Here is a 16,567-nt window from a genome sequence, read left to right on the forward strand (position 1 = left end):
GCACATCAACCTCACCGGCGATTACCTCTGGCGCAGCAGCGCCAAGATCGGCGCGGGCAAGTTCAGGCCGCTACGACCGCTGCAACCGGCTTAGCGTGCTTTATTTTCCGTTTTCTGAGGCGACCCCAACGGGGACGGGTGCGGAGGTGCAAAAGCCACTGGCAACGGTCGTGATCGGTGGATTGATCACGGCCACCGTGCTCACGCTCTTCGTGTTGCCCGCGATATGCGGCATGGTGGTGCGCCGGAAACGGGGCGCGGGCGTGGGTCGCGACGAACTCGCTGAAGCTTAGGAGGTTGCATGCTGGACGTATTGCGGAACCGAACCTATCGGCACCTGTTCGGTGCGCAGGTGATCGCGCTGATTGGCACCGGGCTTGCGACGGTCGCGCTGGGTCTGCTCGCCTATGATCTGGCTGGTGCGAACGCGGGTAGCGTCCTGGGAACCGCGCTGGCAATCAAGATGGTTGCCTATGTGGGCATTGCCCCGGTTGTGGGTGCGTTCGCCAACAGGCTTCCGCGTCGCGCATTCCTTGTTGCGATGGACCTCGTGCGGGCGCTGGTGGCAATTTCTCTGCCGTTCGTGACGCAGATCTGGCAGATCTACATCCTGATTTTCCTGTTGCAGTCGGCATCGGCGGCGTTCACGCCAACTTTTCAGGCGACCATCCCGGACGTCCTTCCTGAAGAGAAGGCCTATACGAATGCCTTATCCCTGTCGCGCCTGGCGTATGACATGGAGAGTCTGGTGAGTCCGATGCTGGCCGCCGCGTTGCTATCGGTCATCGGCTTTCACTGGCTGTTCGGCGGCACTGTCGTGGGCTTCCTGGTGTCGGCTGCGTTCGTCGTTTCGGTGCGTTTGCCGCAATCCAAGGCGATAGCTCGCAAGGAGAGCCTGTATGCCAAAACGTTTCGGGGTATGTCGATCTACCTTCGGACGCACCGCTTGCGAGGGCTTCTGGCCCTGAACCTCGCCGCGGCCGCCGCCAGCTCGATGGTCATCGTGAACACGGTCGTCTATGTGCAAAGCAAGCTGCAGCGTCCGGCGTCTGATGTCCCATTCGCTCTGGCGGCCTTCGGCTGCGGATCGATGCTTGTGGCACTGTTACTGCCGAGGCTGTTGGCGAATCGTCCTGATCGTCCAGCCATGCTGGGCGGCGCCATCCTTATGTCAGCCAGTCTCGCTTTTGGAGTAGCACTGACCGGGTTCGGGCAAGTCATCGAATGGCCCATGCTTCTGCTGACGTGGTTTGCCACCGGCATCGGGTACTCGATGACGTTGACGCCAAGCGGACGTCTGCTGAAACGCTCGGCGGCTTCAGCCGATCGCCCTGCAGTGTTTGCTGCGCAATTCTCCCTCTCGCATGCGTGCTGGCTGATTGCCTATCCGCTCGCGGGGCAGGTGGGGGCGCGATACGGGATGCGTGCAGCATTTGTGGTGCTTGCGTGCGTTTCTGTTGTCGGATTTCTCGCTGCCTGGCGCGTGTGGCCAGCAGCAAATCATGAGGATACGGTCCCGGTGCGCTGACACAATCCCTCGCGGCGTGAAGGGTTGGCGAGAAAATTGCCATGATTGACGTGCTGACCGGTGGCGCAGGTCCAGAACCAACGGCCAGACTTTTCGTACGTCAGCAGCGCGTGCTGGGACTGGTCGGGGGCAGCCGCAATGATCAACCAGAGTTCGTGCGGCCTGGCGGCCATCCATGCCAAACGGGTCATCTATCAGGTGATTCCGCAGCAGCACATTGCCGATGCGTTCCAGTTGCAACACGCCGGTGCTTACGCCGGAAAATCTACCTCGACAGAATTGACAGCGAGCCAGTCATCTGGGCATCCGCGTGGGGCACTACGGGGGGCCAGGAAAAGCACTTCGCCGCCCGCTGTGGTTCCGACGAAATTCGTTCCGGTAGAACGGAGTGCGTTTCCACCGGACTGGTCGTTCCGGACAGTGTGGGTGGGGGCACCTTTCCGTTCAAGTTCTGATGCGCCGCATGGCCGTTAGCATGGCGCTAGCCCAGACGCGCACCCAAGAAAATGGCTTGCCTCCGTAGGAGGCAAGCCACAAGCTCTTCGTGCCACGGTAGAGGCAAAAGAGCAGCACCGGAAGCCAGTCAACCTGGACGGATGACTGGCTCCCCTCACACTTGTGCAAGTGTCAAACTGGCATGGGCGTCAACCTGTCAGAGCCCGTGAGCGCCGTCGGTGAAGACGTCTCGCGCCCCAATACGTGCTCCGTCGGTGAAAACGTCACGCTTGTCGATGCGCGCGCCGCCGGCGTACACGTCGCTGGCTGAGGCTCCGGCGCGTGCGCCGTCCGTGAAGGGATCGCGAGGGCGATGGACCTGCCCCTCGGCGGGAGCGGCCACGGCAGTGCCTGCGAGGATCGAGAGTGCGGCGGTAAGAATGGCAGTGTGAAGCTTCTTCATGGAAAGTTCTCCGGAGTCATGTTGGCGAGTCTGTCTCGCTCACCGTGTGCACAGTCTATCGGCCCGACACGATCAGTCGAATGACTCGAATATTACGAACCGGTCATCTGAGGGAAATGCGTCCAAAGCAGGCGAATTCTGTACGGCACAACGGTGTCAAGATCATTGCAACTTGGTCATTTGAAACGTTGATAAATTGATCGCTTATCCTCGCAATGACGCGGAGTGGGGTAGGCTAGTCTGCCCTCTTCCGAATGCGTTGGAGAGGCGAGATGGAAACCGCATTTATCCAGAATGCTGCGCGTAGCGCGGAAAACGCTCATGAACTGGCGCTCAGGCTGCGCACTCGCCGGCTGGAGTTTCTGGCAGCCAATATCGCCAACGCGGATACCCCGAACTACAAGGCGCGGGACATCGACTTTGGCGCCGAATTGGAACGGGCGATGGCAAGCGGCAATGCGTTTGTGGGCATGGCGACGACTTCGCGGCGGCATTTGGAGTCCCGTCCGTCAGCGGCGGAGGAGGCATTGCTCTACCGGGTGCCGATGCAGTCCGGCATCGATGGCAATACGGTCGAGATGGACGTCGAGCGCGTGGCATTTGCGGAGAATGCGGTGCGTATGCGGTTTTCCATTCAGAAGACGGCGGGTGAATACAAGGACATGCTCAAGCTCTACCAGGATATGCGTCCCTAGGCGGTATCCACGGATACTCACTAGTAGGAGTAGAAACTCAAAGCATGGCAACTCTTGCGGGCCCACGTTTGATGGGTAGTCGGTGGCAGGAATGTCTGGTACAAACGGCCCGCGAAGGATGTCGTGCTGCGCCGGATTTGCGTGCGGTGCTTCCTTGGCGCGTTCGATCTTGGATCGGAAAGGTTAGTGTCGGAATGGAGAAACGTCGTCAGAAGCGATTGCGCGCCCACATCAAGGAGTTTGTCCTTCCGCCAATTACCGATGGGCTCGTGCTAGGGCGCGCCTCGCCAATTGGACACGTTGCGGTCGGGCGAGCACTCAGTTTGCTGTCAACCACGGCCTTCGAGCATATAGAAATCGACGACGACGTGATTTCTGACATCCTCATTCGAAAGGCGATTCTCAGAAAGATCCCCGCCGCAGAGCTCAAGACGTTCATCCTGGATGAGATCAAACCGGCCATGGGAGCCGAGGAAATCCTTCACCTGGCGCTGGAAGTCGAGTTGTTCGTGGATCAAAAGCTGGGATAAGGCTTGCAGATGGACACATTGCTTGTTTCGGAGTGCCTCGACCTGACGGCACGCCGCGTTGCGCTCGACCAGCGATATCGGGATCTGGTCGGGGTCAATCAGACATCGACGAACGTCTTCTCGGTCTTCGATGACGACGGCACGTTTCTCGGTGTCGTGACGGACCGGCAGGCGACGCTTTTTCCAGCACGGATTTTCGCGGATCTGATCGCACGACGTCCACCCGAGCCCGTGCAGGGGCATGCCAGCGCGATCCAGTTGCTCAAGCGCATGCGTAAGGAAGCTTGTGAGCACCTACCCGTCTTCGATGCGCAAGGGCGATACATCGGCATTGTCTCCATGGCGTCCTTGCTGGCCGAGTTCGTTTGTCGCAGTGACATCAATCGTCGTGAACGCGAGGCGCTGGTTAGCCAATTGCGTACTGAGCTGGAAAACCGCAAGATATCGGCCAATGTGCTCGAGTCAACTAGTGACGCGGTGCTGGTAACGGACGCTCGCTTGCGCATCCAGTACATCAATCGTGCCTTCACAGCCGCGACGGGCTATCCCGGCGCGGATATTGTCGGGCGGCCGGCCGGATTCTTACGGTCTGGCCGGCATGGACGGGGCTTCTACGCGGAGATATTTGCAACCCTGCGCGATGGCGGACGCTGGGAAGGGGAGGTCTGGCTATTGCGGGCGGACGGCTCGATCGCGCCCGACTGGGTAACGATCAAGACGGTTCACGACGAGCATGGCGAAGTGTTCAGTTTCGTGGCGATGTTCGCGGACATCATGCAGCGCGAAAGCCTGCGCGCCCAGTACATGCACCTTGCCTACTACGACAGCCTGACCGGTCTGCCAAATCGACGCTTGTTCCAGGACCGGCTTGGCCATGCGATCGAACGTTCGGCGAACAAGGGTACGGAATTTTCCCTGCTTTTCCTTGACCTCAACCGGTTCAAGGACGTGAACGATACACTGGGCCACTCGTTTGGCGATCGGCTACTCGAGGTGGTCGGGGAGCGCTTCAAGCGACTGGTGAAGGAAGCGGATTTTGTCGGCCGTATCGGCGGCGATGAATTCACATTCATTCTGCACGACACCGCGGATCCTGCTCAGGTCGAGTCGATCGCGCGGCGGATCTTCGATGAACTGGCCAAGCCGATTGTCCTGAACGGTACGCAAAGCTACGTCTCCGCGAGCATTGGGGTCAGCCGATTTCCCGCCGATGGCACGACCGCAGAAGCGCTGATCATGAATGCCGATGCGGCGATGTACCGCGCCAAGGAGGATGGCATCGGCGCTTGTCATTTTTTTTCTCGCGGCCTGCATACGAAGGTGCTCAAGCGCCTCGACATCTCCAACGCGCTGCACCGCGCGCTCGAGGCCAACGAATTTTCGCTGGCCTGGCAACCCCAGGTGTCGCTCACCACGGGCAAGGTCATCGGTGCGGAAGTCTTGCTCCGCTGGATGCGAGATGGCAGCGTTCCCGTCTCGCCGGCCGAATTCATTCCGGTAGCCGAAGAGACCGGGGTAATCGGCGCGATCGGGGATTGGGTATTGCGCGAATCCTGTCGATACGTCGCGAAGCTCGAGGCACTGGCGATCGATCCGGAATTCAGGGTGGCGGTGAACTTCTCGCCCTTGCAACTGAGTTGGCACAGGCAGGAGCCTGTGCTGCAGACTATCGCGCAGTTTGGCGTTGATTGTCGGCGCTTCAAGATTGAGCTGACGGAGAACGCGTTGTTCGTGCACGAGGAAGGGCTGCTAGAATTTGTGCGGGAGCTGGGCGCCGCGGGCGTCGGAATTGCCATCGACGATTTCGGGACTGGATACAGCAATCTGTCCAGTCTGAAGCACTTACCGGTCACCGAACTCAAGATTGATCGCGCCTTTATCCATGACATGCAAGGCTCGCACAGCGACAGGCAAATCGTGCAGGCCATGATTAGCATGGCGCATATGCTTGGGCTGCGCGTCGTGGCCGAAGGGGTCGAGTACGTTTGGCAAGTGTCGGTGTTGCGGGAGTTTGGCTGCGAGGTGGGGCAAGGCTACCTGTTCAGCCGGCCGATCGACTTTGACGCGCTGGTCAAGCTACTCGATGCGCCCGCCGTCGACGTACAGGCGATGCTTGCCGACGGCTAGGCGATCTTTGGCGTCCCGACGGTCGGCACGACCGCGCGGATGGCTCGTGGCGGGGACTCCCGCACTGCGCTCGATCTCCGGGCGATGTGGCGAGATTTAGATGTGCCGTAATCTCGCCAGCATGACTGTGCCGGCCGCCATGGTGATGGTGGCGAATGCGAAGCCGAGGACAGGTGATAGCGCCGACCAGATGAGACCGACGCCGGCGCTCGAGATGAACTTCGCCGTGCCGTTCGTGGTGCCGAGCGCGCCGATGCTCATGGCCAAGGTGTCAGCCGACACCATCTCGGCGATCACCGTCGGCTCCAGGGCTTCCTGGACGGCCGTGTACAGGCCCGCAAGCAGGAAGACGGCCGCGAGCAGTGCGAGGGTGTTGACGTGGAGCCAGAACGTGATGGCCATGAGCAGGCCGGTCATCGCGCCTAGCGCATAGCCAAGCACGAGAATGCGCAGCGCACCGACGCGATCCGCCAGCATGCCGACTGGAAATGACGCCGCCGATTGCACGACGTTTCGCCAGACGTAGAGGCCACCGGCGATTTGCGCGGCCTGCACGATGCCGAGTGCGGGGGTCAGCAATTTCGTGGCGCCGAGGATCAACAGGCTGTGGGAGAAATCACCCATGCCAAACAACCCGACGGCGCCGAGATAGCGCTTGAATTTTGGCGGAAGGCCGCGCAAGGCCCGGAAAAATCGCAGCCCGGGATTTGGGGAAAATGCCGGATCCTTGACGAAGCCGAGGAAAGCCAGGACGGCCAGAACCCCCGGGATGACACTTAGCCATAGGACCAGACGGAACGGACCGATGGGGTCGTTCCACCCATGATGGCTTTGGGCCCAGCCAAGCAATGCGACACCAAGCAGCGGTCCGACTACTGCGCCAATCGTATCCATAGCCCGATGAAACCCGAAGGCACGGCCTCGCGCGCGCGGCGGGATTGCCTGGATGACAATCGCGTCGCGAAGCGGGCCGCGCAGCCCTTTTCCGAACCAGGAAATGATTCGCCCCACAAGTAGCATTGGCCACGCCGTGGCCAATGCGATTGCGATCTGACCCGCAGGCGTCAGGGCGTAGCCGACCAGCACCAGAAGCTTTCGATGTCCGAGCTTGTCGGCGACGTAACCCGAAATCATCTTGGTAAAGCTCGCCACCGCATCGGCCAGGCCTTCGATAAGTCCCAGAACCGCCGCCGGGATCCCGAGTATTGCCAGGAAGCCGGGCAGGATGACGGTGGTGGTCTCGTAGCAGAAATCGCCTAGTGCACTCGTGAGCCCGGCACCGACAACGGTGCGATTCAGCCATTCTCGCTGCAGCGGCACGGGGGCTGCCGGGGGCTTGTCATTCGACAGCGGTGCGGTGTCCTTTGAATCTGTCATGCTGTCTCGCGATCGGGCGCATTGCCCACGACGATCGAAACCAAAGTTGGCCAAGGCCGGGCTGACGAAAACGCTGAGCGCACTGGTCTGGCGCGGCGCTGTCCAGGAAATCCCTAAAGTCTGCAATCACAAGTCGCCACAGGCGCGGTGTGGATTGTCGGCGTCGAATCCATGACATCGTTCGCATCTGTTGGAAAAAGGCCGCGCCGCCGTGCATGTTGTCCGATGTTGCCGCAGATAGCAACGGGTGCGGCGCCTGGTAATTTCCCCGTCATGTTTGCGACAGGTCATCTCCATAAAATCGAATGTCAGCCTTCTGACCGCGCGCATGGATGTGTGAGTCGGATACGCGTCCAGACGACTTCGCCAGCACGCCGCCGCATCGCGCGTGGGCTCAACGCCAGCCTGGGTGAGTACGAGGATTCTGCAAAGCGATGGAGGGCCCCTTGCGGGAGGGCCTCCGATTTCAATCTGAGGCCGGCGATGCGATCGTGCGTGAGATGTGGCAATGCATTGTCCACGCAGGGGTGGCATTGCTGGTCCTGCGACTGGCAGCCGCCGTCGACATCAGGCATTGTGTGCCTCGCACCCGAACTGATCGGGGATCACGATGGGAATCAAGCGTCGCTGTTGCGGGAATTTGCGCACGTTGAAGACCGGAACTTCTGGTTTGCATATCGCCGCCGACTGATCATCGAGGCCTTGTCTCGGTGGTTCCCGCAGATTGAGTCATTCTTGGATCTGAGCTGCGGTGCGGGAAAATTCCTGGATGATTTCCGGACATGCTATCCGGCCGCCACGCTGGTCGCGGCCGACCGTTGCGTGGATGCACTACGCGAGGTGCGCCGGGAATATGGCTTTTCCTGTTTGCAGATGGATCCTATGCACCTGCCGTTCGCGGACGCCTTTGACGTCATCGGGGCGTTCGACGTCCTGCAGCATGCCGCGTCAGACGGGATAGTGCTTGACCAGTTGCGTAAGGCTTGTCGCCAGGGTGGCGGTATTGTCGTGACCGTACCGCATCAACGAACGCGACGACTGCGCGGCAATGCCCCGAGGGCGCCAGAAGCGCGCTACACGCTTCCCGCACTGATTCGCAAGGTCAATGCCGCAGGTTTCACTGTCGTACACAGCCAGACATTCTGCACGTTGGCATTGCCGCTTATGACGCTGAGCATGAGCAAGCAAAGGACGCGTCCGTTCCCCATGGCGGTTGGCGACCATCGACGCCGTGGTCCCATCCTGAATGACATGTTTGGCGGACTCTGCATGATCGAGAGGCAATTGGAGAAGGGCGGCGTGCGGTTCGCCAATGGCGATGGTGCGCTGATCGTCGCCGTGCGCCGATTCGCTTGAGGATGGCGTTCACTGAGTACGCACGAGAGGCGGCCTGCCACACAGGGCGATTGGAAACTTGAACCGATATTACGTCTTCGATTTGCCGCATGGCGTGCTGTCCTCGCTATTGCTGGTTGCCGTGCTCTGCATCATTGCGTTCCTGGCATTTGTCATCTATCTGAATCGCACCTATGGTCGCGGGCGCCCGCGGCTGCCGCGCCGGGGCCGGCCCCGAAAGAGCCCTCGCTCTGGCCGTCGGAAATAACGGCGGCCTACCCGCGTTCGTACAACTTGGCGTCGCCGCTGTTGGGCCGCAGCACTGTCCGCAAGGTCATTTGCGCAAGCGCCCTGGTTTGGGACTCTTGCTGCGGTGCTTGCGAGGCGGCGGTTGGCTGCGATGCAGGTGCCGGGCTAGCAGGACAATCAAGCTGAGGATGGTCACCAGCCCGACCAGAATTACCGCGACGACCGCGGGCGGCAGATGCAGGATGGGAGGCGGACGCATACGGGGATTTTCGGGCCTGGTGTGCTAGCTGTCCAGAAGGTGGGTCGCGGCGATTTGCCGACGGAGGGTGCCCTACGTGTTGCGGGAGCTCACCAGCGCGGTGTCTTGATATTGTGGCGGCACCTCGAGCAAACGCCCGGGAAGTGCCGTAGGGCGGGTGCCCTCTCATGGATGCGCGCCGCACTGGTGAACGTTCCCAATGCACTGAAGACTGGCCTGGCGGCCCCCGGGACTCGCCAGGCACAGTTGCTACACGGCCCGCTCCAGTTCTGCCTGCTTGGCGGTGGTGGAGGGCGAGGGCAACAAGCGCCGGCGCAGCAACAGATATACGGCGGGCACGACGAACATCGATAGCAGCGGCGCTGTCACCATGCCACCCACCATTGGCGCAGCAATCCGTTGCATGACCTCAGACCCTGTGCCATGTGACCACATGATCGGAATCAGGCCCGCCAGGATGACCGCCACCGTCATCGCCTTCGGCCGGACGCGCAATACCGCACCCTCCTGGATGGCGTCGAGCAACGCATCTAGCGTATCTTCACCGCGCGCCAACCGGTCGTGCCACGCGTGCTTGAGATACAGCAGCATGATGACGCCGAACTCTGCGGCCACACCCGCAAGCGCGATGAACCCAACTATCCCAGCCACAGAGAGGTTGTAGCGCAACAGATACAGCAGCCAGAAGCCGCCTATTAGGGCCAAGGGGAGCGTGCCCATGATCAGCATGGCTTCATCCAGCCGGCCGAAAACTAGATAGAGCAGTACGAAGATGATCAGCAAGGTAAAGGGGACGACGACCTTGAGTTTGGCCGTAGCACGCTCCAGATACTCGAACTGGCCTGACCAACTGAGGGCATACCCGGCGGGCATTGGTACGGCCTTCGCCACGGCGGCCTGCATGTCACGCACGGTGGACCGAAGATCTCTGCCGCGAATGTCAACATATACCCAACCGGAAAGACGTGCGTTCTCACTGCGCAACATCGGTGGGCCCTGCATGACAGTAATGCGGGCCACATCGGCCAGCGCAATCTGTAAGCCGCTGTCGGTCACAATTGGCAGGCGCCGCAGTGCATCGATGGAGTCCCGATCGTCGCGCGGATACCGAACGTTGATGGGGAATCGTGCGAGTCCATCGACCACCTCACCAACGGTTTCACCCCCGATGGCCGAGGAAACAATCGATTGGACGTCCTCGATGTTCAGACCGTAGCGGCCTGCTGCCGCGCGGTCGATGTCGACATCGATGTAGCGCCCGCCCGTGAGCCGTTCGGCCAGCGCAGATGTCACGCCGGGGACTGTCTTGACGGCCTCTTCAATACGTGTGGCGAGTCTGTCGATCTCCTTGAGGTCCGTGCCGGCGACCTTGATACCCACGGGACTCTTGATGCCGGTCGCGAGCATGTCAATGCGATTGCGGATCGGCGGTACCCAGATATTGGACAGGCCCGGTACCTTGACAATGCGGTCCAATTCTTCGACCAGCTTGTCGGTTGTCATGCCGGGACGCCACTGATCCTTCGGCTTAAAGCGAATGGTCGTCTCGAACATCTCAATCGGCGCGGGGTCCGTCGCACTGTCGGCGCGGCCGGCTTTGCCAAACACGGACGCCACTTCAGGGACCGTCTTGATCAGCCGGTCGGTCTGTTGCAGCAACTGCGACGCCTTGCCGGCCGCAAGCCCTGGCAGAGCGGAGGGCATGTAGAGCAGATCGCCTTCGTCCAGCGGTGGCATGAATTCCCCGCCAGTGCGCATGATGGGCCAGGCGGTCGCAACCAGGAGCACGCCCGCCAGCGCCACGGTGGTCTTGGGGTACCTGAGCACCTTGTTGAGCAGCGGGTGATAAGCGCGGATCAGCAGGCGGTTGAGAGGATTGGCTTGCTCGGAAGGGATCTTGCCACGAATCATATAGCCCATTAGCACGGGGATCAATGTGACGGAGAGACCCGCCGCCGCCGCCATGGAGTAGGTTTTGGTGAACGCCAATGGCGAGAACAACCTGCCCTCCTGTGCCTCCAGGGTAAAGACTGGAATGAACGACAGGGTGATGATCAGCAATGAGACGAACAGGGCAGGACCGACCTCTGCGGCCGACTCACCGATAAGGCGCCATCGCTCTTGCGCCTCAAGTTCTTGCTGTGGATGCTTGACGTGCCAGTGTTCCAGGTGCTTATGGGCGTTCTCGATCATGACGACCGCGGCGTCGACCATCGCGCCGACTGCGATTGCAATACCCCCCAGTGACATGATGTTGGCGTTCACGCCCTGATAGCGCATGACAAGGAATGCCGCCAGCACGCCAAGCGGCAACGAGATGATGGCGACCAGTGCCGAGCGCAAGTGAAAGAGAAAGAGCAGGCAGACCACTGCGACGACCGCAAACTCCTCCAGCAGCTTGGTGGTGAGGTTGTCGACTGCGCGACTGATCAGCGCCGACCGGTCGTAGACGGTGACGACCTCGACGCCGTCAGGCAGGCTTTTCTGCAAGGTCTGCAGTTTGGCCTTGACGGCGTTGATCGTCTCCAGCGCGTTCTTCCCCGATCGCAGGATAATGACCCCGCCCGCGACTTCGCCTTGGCCGTTGAGCTCCGCGATGCCGCGGCGCATCTCTGGGCCCAGTTGAATCACGGCGACATCGCCCAGTCTGACCGGAATACCGGCGTCGCTCGTCACGATCGGCACCTGCCGAAAGTCATCCAGCGTCTTCAGGTACCCGGTAGCGCGCACCATGTATTCGGCTTCACCCAGTTCCAATACTGAGCCCCCGGTTTCCTGATTGGCCCCCTTGAGTGCGGCCAGCACCTTCCCTTGTGACAGGTTGTAGGCGCGAAGCCGGTCGGGCAACAGCACAATTTGGAACTGCTTGACCATCCCGCCCAACGAGGCAACCTCTGCGACATTGGGCAAGGACTTGAGCTCAAATCGCAAGAACCAGTCCTGAAGGGCGCGCAGCTGTGACAGGTCATGCTGTCCGCTCTTGTCCACGAGCGCGTACTCATAGACCCAACCCACGCCGGTAGCGTCGGGACCAAGCGCAGGCTTGGCGGCGGCCGGCAGCCGGGACTGGACCTGGTTCAAGTACTCAAGAACGCGTGAACGGGCCCAGTACAGGTCGGTGCCGTCCTCGAACAATACGTAGACATAGGAGTCGCCGAAGAACGAGTATCCGCGCACGGTCTTCGCGCCGGGCACCGACAGCATCGTGGTGGTCAGCGGATAGGTGACCTGGTTCTCCACAATCTGGGGAGCCTGCCCAGGGAATGGGGTGCGAATGATGACCTGCACGTCGGAGAGGTCGGGCAGGGCATCCAGTGGCGTACTTCGCACGGCCCAAAGCCCCCACGCGGTCAGCATCACCGTGGCAAGAAGGACCAGGAAGCGGTTGCGGATGGACGCAAGGATCAGACTGGCGATCATGGCTTGGCTCCCGCGGTCTGGACTTGCGGCGCGACGGTGACGAGCGTCGCCATGCCGTGGGGATCCAACCGGAAGCTGAACGCGACGCGATCGCCCGCTTTCAGTCCCTGCGGAAGGCCGGCAGGTGGCGCGGCAAACTCCATTGTCATGGCGCCCCACTGGGCTGACGGGATGGCCTCGTGAGCGATGATCAGGCTGCGCTCGCCGATGGACTGGATGCGCCCTACTGCACGATGCTCGGGGCCAGCGGCCGACGCCTCGGAGGCGGCGCTGTCAACCGGGGGGCCGGAAGTAGTTTCCTGCATGCGTGCGACGGTCCCGCGCAGGCTCGCTTCTGAATCAATGAGGAACTGTCCGGAAACCACGACTTGCTGGCCCGCCTTCAGGCCCTCGAGGATCTCGCTCTGGCCACCGGCGGTTGCGCCCGCCTTGACTTCTACCGGATCAAATCCACCTTCGCCTTTGGCCACCATGGCAATGGTGCGCGCTCCGGTCCGGATTAGTGCCTCGCTGGGCACGAGCAGCCGTTCTGTTGCGCCCGCCGGCACCATGCGTACCGACACGAACATGCCCGGCAACAGTTTCCTGTCCTTGTTCTGCAGTTCGATCCGTACCTTGATCGTGCGCGTACCGGCGCTGACGTCCGGCAAGATCGTGTCCACCTTGCCGGGCAGCGCCAGATTCGGCAGCGCCGTGGTGCTTGCCATTACCGCCTGGCCAGGCCGCAGGGCAGCCGCCTGGCTTTCAGGCACTTCGGCGAGCACCCACACCGTTGCCAGGCTGGCGATGCGAAAGAGCGTCATGCCAGGGGGAACGGTCATGCCGTCCCGAGCGCCGACCTCAGTGACAATGCCGTCGACCGCGCTATTGACCGTGAGCCGCGGTTGGAGCTTGCCGCTTGCCTGCACTACGCGGATCTGGCCGTCTGTCATGCCTACCTGCCGCATGCGCGCCACCGCGGCGTCGCGCAGTTCGGGCTGCGGGTTACCCGGCATGCGCGCGACGGCCAGGTACTCTTCCTGCGCCGCCACCCAGTCTGGCGAATAGACCTGGGCGAGCGCCTGGCCTTTGCGGACCGTTTCCATGGTGGTCCGCACGTAAGTGTGTTCGACGAACCCGGTGGTTCGCGCCTGAATGACTTCGATGCCGCGCTCGTTGATGGCGACATTGCCGGGGACCTGCAGGGCCATCTCCAGCCGGCCGAGCTTTACTTCCGCGGTCCGGACGCCGAGGTTCTGCGTCACGCGGCCGTCGATGCGCACCGCGGCGCCGTCGGCATTTTCCTCTTCATACACCGGTATCAGCGGCATATCCATGTAAGGGGATTTGCCCGGCTTGTCAAAGCGCTGCCCCGGTACCATCGGGTCGCGCCAGTAGAGAATCCGTTTGCCGGTCTTGAGCTCGGCGCCCGCGGCCGGATCATGGCCGTCGTGGGGCCCATTGACCGTTGCGGATCCGGAAGCTTGCTGATGACGTTGCTGTTGTCCAAGGTAATATGCGCCACCCAGGCCCGCCGCAACGGCGAGACTCATCGCGACGCGCGCGATTGCGGTCGTTTTCATGGTTGATCCCCTTGCGTGGATGCCGGCATTGCTTCAGTCGCAAGCGGCATCAGGAAATTGAGCTCGGCCCACAGCCGGGCCGTCGCGGCCTCCAACTTCAGGCGTTCCAGCGAGAGATTGAGCGCTTTGCGGCTCGCGTCGGCGACTGCGGAGAGCGTGCCGGCACCGGCGCGATACGCCGTCAGTGCTGCTTCTGTCTGCGTTCTGGCCAGCGGCACCGTGACGTCGCGATAACGTTCCAGCCGCGACTGGTTCAGGCCGAGTTCGGCTCGCTTGCCGCGCAGTTGGCCCTGTAGCCCACGTCGAACCGCTTCGGCTTGGGCTCGCGCTGCATCGGCCTGTGAGAGCTTCGCGGCGAGCTCACGATCTTGCCGGTTCTTCCGATCCCAGGGCAAAGGCAGGGATAGGTTGACCGAAACCATGTTCGAGTACGCTGGGCCGCGCTGGCTGTACATCAACTCCACGCTGACGTCCGGAATCCTGTTTTCCCGCGCCACGCTGCCCTCGGCCTCCGCGACGCCGACCTGGGCCTCGGCGGTGGCCACATCGGGCAACTGGGACACGACGCTGCCATCGAGATTGGCGAGCCACGCGGGTATCGCAAGCGTCGGACTGTCACCCAGGGGGCGCACGGCGGCGTCACCGACCCAGCGCTGCAGCATTGCTCTGGCTGTCGACACAGCGGCGCGCGCCTCGTCCTCCCGGTCGCGCAATTGCTGCAACTCAAGTTCAGCGGTCAGGATATCGGTCCGGGGGCCGCGGTTGCCACGATAGGCAGCGCGGGCAGCGTCGATCATCAGCCCGATGGACTGCGCCTGTTCCGCCAGCACGACGGTTGCCCGCTCGGCATAGAGCCGATCGAGCCACGCCTGTGCCGCGCCACGCTGTACGGCGGCGAGCGCGGCCGTGCGTTGCGCCTGCGCCGACGAGGCCTCGGCCTCGAAGCGTCGTGCGCGCGCTTCACGCTTGGCTGATCGCGTCAGTTCCTGCATCACGCTGATCGAGCGCATCGTCATCGATTCCGTGCCGATTGAGAAGCGATCCCGTCCATCGGCGGGCACGTTGTTGACGCCAACCTTGAGAACCGGGTCCGGCAGTTGCCTGCCCGCAACCGCCATTTCCAAGGCGGATTGGATTGCTGCGCGCGACGTCTCAGCGTCCGAGGCATGCGCCGAGGCGAGCACCACGGCTTCCTGCAACGACAGGGGTGCGGCCGATTGCGCCCATCCGGGATGGGCGGCCGCGATGAGCGAGAGGGCGAGCGACCACCGCCGCCCGCGCGCTAGGGGAAAACGCAAAAACATAAAGCCTCCACAAAGCAACGACTCCCTTGGTCTTGACGACTCAGGGCACGATAGCGGACGTTGCTTCGCGGGCTAAATGCGGAAACAGCAATGGAGGATCGCGAGCGGGCGGGGAGGCGGTCGTGGGACGGGGTTGCCCGTGGCCAGCCGATACCCGCCAAGGATCGGTGTCAGGTCAGGTGTGGCTACCGGGCTAACCGAGGCCGCCTGGAATACGGGCAGTTGCGGGCTCGCATGATCGGCAGATTTGCTGTCCTGGTGGCAATGCGCCTGGCACAGGCCTGCATGCGAATGGCCCCGCTTGATTGCCATGTCCGGACAGGATTCCGCCATCCCGGTCATGCTCGCCGTCAGGCTCAGCGCATACCGGCTGCCCTCACAGGCGTAGGCGGCCGCTGCCAGTTGAACTGTCAGGAACGAAATCAACAGGAATGCGGCAATCCAGTGCCGGCGATAGGAGGCGTGCATGAGCCGGGAATCAAGTGGGCGAATCCTAGCAGCCTTGATTTTACTTCCGGCAATAAGTCTGCAGTGGGTTGTCCTGGATCAAAGACGCTCACGAAGTGCGGCACTTGACCATCGGTCGGAAAAGCCGACGATGGTCGTGCGCAAGGGATTCGGTCCGTCTGGGCGCCGTGCGCCCCGCCTGATTCTGGTGCATGGCGGCCCTGTCATGTGTGAGTCATTTTGCTGACAGGTCGGCTCTCTAGAATACGCTGAGACGAAATTCCGCCTTTCTGTGCCGTCGAATGAGACGCTTGCTGTCCCGCCTCCTGCTGTGGTTCATGATCCTCGCATTGCCGCTGCAGGCGATGGGAGCGCCCGTACACGGCGGTTGCCCAGCGCATGACCGGTTGCGCAATGATGCGGCAATGGGCCTCGAGATCGACGTGGAGGAAACAGTCACCAACCCGGACAAGCCGTGCCACCACAATACACAGCACAGCGCTTCGCGGGGAAAACTGGATCCTGATGCGGACGGTCACACGTGCGACGCTTGCATTGCCATGAGCCAGGCCCCCGGATGGTTCTCGGGCTTCTGGCTGAGGCAGCCGGAATCGTTCGAGGTGGCGGGCAGGACGGCCGCGCTCCTCGCCAGTTTCATTCCAGACGTGCTTCTTCGTCCACCCTCCACTCCTGTGTGAATTGGGGCTTCACCCCGATCGCAGTCCCGCCCCCCATTGGATTGCGACGCCTTACTGCCTAGTTGCTTAGGAATCTCAATTCACTTGCCACGTCATCGCGTTGACGCGTTGCCGTGGAACAACCTCGCCCGCGCGTCG

12 protein-coding genes and 1 pseudogene are annotated in these 16,567 nt (G+C 61.9%); 7 read left to right on the plus strand and 6 right to left on the minus strand.

Annotated features, from left to right (window positions below; genetic code table 11):
• Positions 1-119: 119 nt before the first annotated feature.
• A pseudogene (locus F7R19_RS30065) lies at positions 120-293 on the plus strand (efflux RND transporter permease subunit); the annotation flags it as partial.
• Between the two features lie 8 nt (positions 294-301).
• The gene (locus tag F7R19_RS28310) at positions 302-1,528 is read left to right on the plus strand and encodes an MFS transporter (protein ID WP_008642699.1); all 1,227 of its coding nucleotides are present in this window, start codon (positions 302-304) and stop codon (positions 1,526-1,528) included.
• Positions 1,529-2,180: 652 nt separating this feature from the next.
• On the opposite strand, the gene F7R19_RS28315 is transcribed toward F7R19_RS28310, so the two are convergent.
• A complete protein-coding gene (locus F7R19_RS28315) occupies positions 2,181-2,426 on the minus strand; it encodes a hypothetical protein (protein ID WP_008642700.1) in 246 nt (81 codons plus the stop codon).
• Between the two features lie 272 nt (positions 2,427-2,698).
• Between F7R19_RS28315 and flgB the strand changes: the two genes are divergently transcribed.
• The 3 genes from flgB (at position 2,699) to F7R19_RS28330 (ending at position 5,778) form a co-directional block, all read left to right on the plus strand.
• Positions 2,699-3,121 (plus strand): flagellar basal body rod protein FlgB, encoded by a 423-nt coding sequence (flgB, locus tag F7R19_RS28320; protein ID WP_008642701.1) that lies wholly within the window; start codon positions 2,699-2,701, stop codon positions 3,119-3,121.
• A gap of 194 nt (positions 3,122-3,315) precedes the next feature.
• The gene (locus F7R19_RS28325) at positions 3,316-3,651 is read left to right on the plus strand and encodes a hypothetical protein (RefSeq protein WP_008642702.1); all 336 of its coding nucleotides are present in this window, start codon (positions 3,316-3,318) and stop codon (positions 3,649-3,651) included.
• Positions 3,652-3,660: 9 nt separating this feature from the next.
• A complete protein-coding gene (locus tag F7R19_RS28330) occupies positions 3,661-5,778 on the plus strand; it encodes a putative bifunctional diguanylate cyclase/phosphodiesterase (RefSeq protein WP_011229389.1) in 2,118 nt (705 codons plus the stop codon).
• A 96-nt stretch (positions 5,779-5,874) separates the two neighbouring features.
• Here F7R19_RS28330 and F7R19_RS28335 read toward each other — a convergent pair whose 3' ends face one another.
• Positions 5,875-7,155 carry an MFS transporter gene (locus F7R19_RS28335; protein ID WP_008642705.1) on the minus strand — a complete coding sequence of 427 codons (1,281 nt, stop codon included), beginning with the start codon at positions 7,153-7,155 and terminating at the stop codon, positions 5,875-5,877.
• 513 nt (positions 7,156-7,668) lie between these two features.
• Between F7R19_RS28335 and F7R19_RS28340 the strand changes: the two genes are divergently transcribed.
• Complete coding sequence (locus F7R19_RS28340; RefSeq protein WP_223277385.1) at positions 7,669-8,511, plus strand: class I SAM-dependent methyltransferase; 843 nt, start codon at positions 7,669-7,671, stop codon at positions 8,509-8,511.
• Positions 8,512-9,247: 736 nt separating this feature from the next.
• Here the strand turns inward: F7R19_RS28340 and F7R19_RS28345 are convergent.
• The 4 genes from F7R19_RS28345 to F7R19_RS28360 form a co-directional block, all read right to left on the minus strand.
• A complete protein-coding gene (locus F7R19_RS28345) occupies positions 9,248-12,418 on the minus strand; it encodes an efflux RND transporter permease subunit (RefSeq protein ID WP_011229391.1) in 3,171 nt (1,056 codons plus the stop codon).
• The gene (locus F7R19_RS28350) at positions 12,415-13,980 is read right to left on the minus strand and encodes an efflux RND transporter periplasmic adaptor subunit (RefSeq protein WP_011229392.1); all 1,566 of its coding nucleotides are present in this window, start codon (positions 13,978-13,980) and stop codon (positions 12,415-12,417) included. The genes F7R19_RS28345 and F7R19_RS28350 overlap by 4 nt, the downstream gene beginning before the upstream one ends.
• Positions 13,977-15,284 carry a TolC family protein gene (locus F7R19_RS28355; RefSeq protein ID WP_008642714.1) on the minus strand — a complete coding sequence of 436 codons (1,308 nt, stop codon included), beginning with the start codon at positions 15,282-15,284 and terminating at the stop codon, positions 13,977-13,979. Before F7R19_RS28355 ends, F7R19_RS28350 begins: the two co-directional genes overlap by 4 nt.
• 72 nt (positions 15,285-15,356) lie before the next feature.
• A complete protein-coding gene (locus F7R19_RS28360; RefSeq protein ID WP_008642716.1) occupies positions 15,357-15,752 on the minus strand; it encodes a copper/silver resistance protein SilD in 396 nt (131 codons plus the stop codon).
• 281 nt (positions 15,753-16,033) lie between these two features.
• Here F7R19_RS28360 and F7R19_RS28365 point away from each other — a divergent pair, with 281 nt between their 5' ends.
• Complete coding sequence (locus F7R19_RS28365; RefSeq protein WP_011514840.1) at positions 16,034-16,429, plus strand: hypothetical protein; 396 nt, start codon at positions 16,034-16,036, stop codon at positions 16,427-16,429.
• Positions 16,430-16,567: the final 138 nt, after the last annotated feature.

Origin of the sequence: Cupriavidus pauculus (assembly GCF_008801835.1) — a bacterium.
Taxonomy (GTDB): Bacteria; Pseudomonadota; Gammaproteobacteria; order Burkholderiales; family Burkholderiaceae; genus Cupriavidus; species Cupriavidus pauculus.